We start from the raw sequence: 640 nt of genomic DNA on the forward strand, positions 1-640 counted from the left end.
ACCGCGCGCTGGGCCAGTTCCAGCGCTCGTTCGAGCGGATCGAATGGAAGCGGATCGGACTGAACGCCGAAGCGCACGATATCGGCATAGACCAGAGCGAGAGCGGCCCAGGCATCGGCATAGGCAGGGTCCTCGGCGGTCGCCCGCTCGAGGCAGTCACGGGTTGCCGGGCCGGCGGAACTCCCGGTGCGACGCCAGTCAGCGTAGAAGAGCAGCAGGCACTCGTAGGAGCTGAACCGCTCCGGCGAGGTGGTGGTCAGTCCCGCAAGCTTGTCGTCGTAGATGACGCCATAGGGACGTGCCAGGCTGTCGACCACCCGCTGCGCGATCTCGGCCCTGGTGTCGACGATCCGGGCGGGGACGAACGGGCTCTCATAGGGGTGTGACCAGAGATGGCGTCCGGTGCGCCCGTCGATCAGGGACACCAGCAGCCGGATGCGGTCGGAGGTCGTGCTGACGGTTCCCGACAGCACGTAGTCGGCGGACAATCGCTGGGCCAGGGCCTCGGCGCGGTTCTCGCCGGTGGCGGTGAGGCTGGTGTCGGCGCCGAAGACGTAGAGCTCGCGATAGCGGGTCAGCGCAGCGATGATCTCGCGGGTCAGCCCGGGCCCGAGATGGAGGCGCATGGCCTCGGCGTCGC

General features: G+C 68.6%; 1 protein-coding gene. It reads right to left on the minus strand.

Translation table 11 applies throughout. The features are described from left to right. A partial coding sequence (locus tag FFK22_RS42095) for a hypothetical protein (protein ID WP_221939319.1) occupies positions 1 to 626 on the minus strand: 626 nt, incomplete at its 3' end. Between the last annotated feature and the right edge of the window lie 14 nt (positions 627 to 640).

Source organism: Mycobacterium sp. KBS0706 (assembly GCF_005938675.2).
Classification (GTDB): domain Bacteria; phylum Pseudomonadota; class Alphaproteobacteria; order DSM-16000; family Inquilinaceae; genus Inquilinus.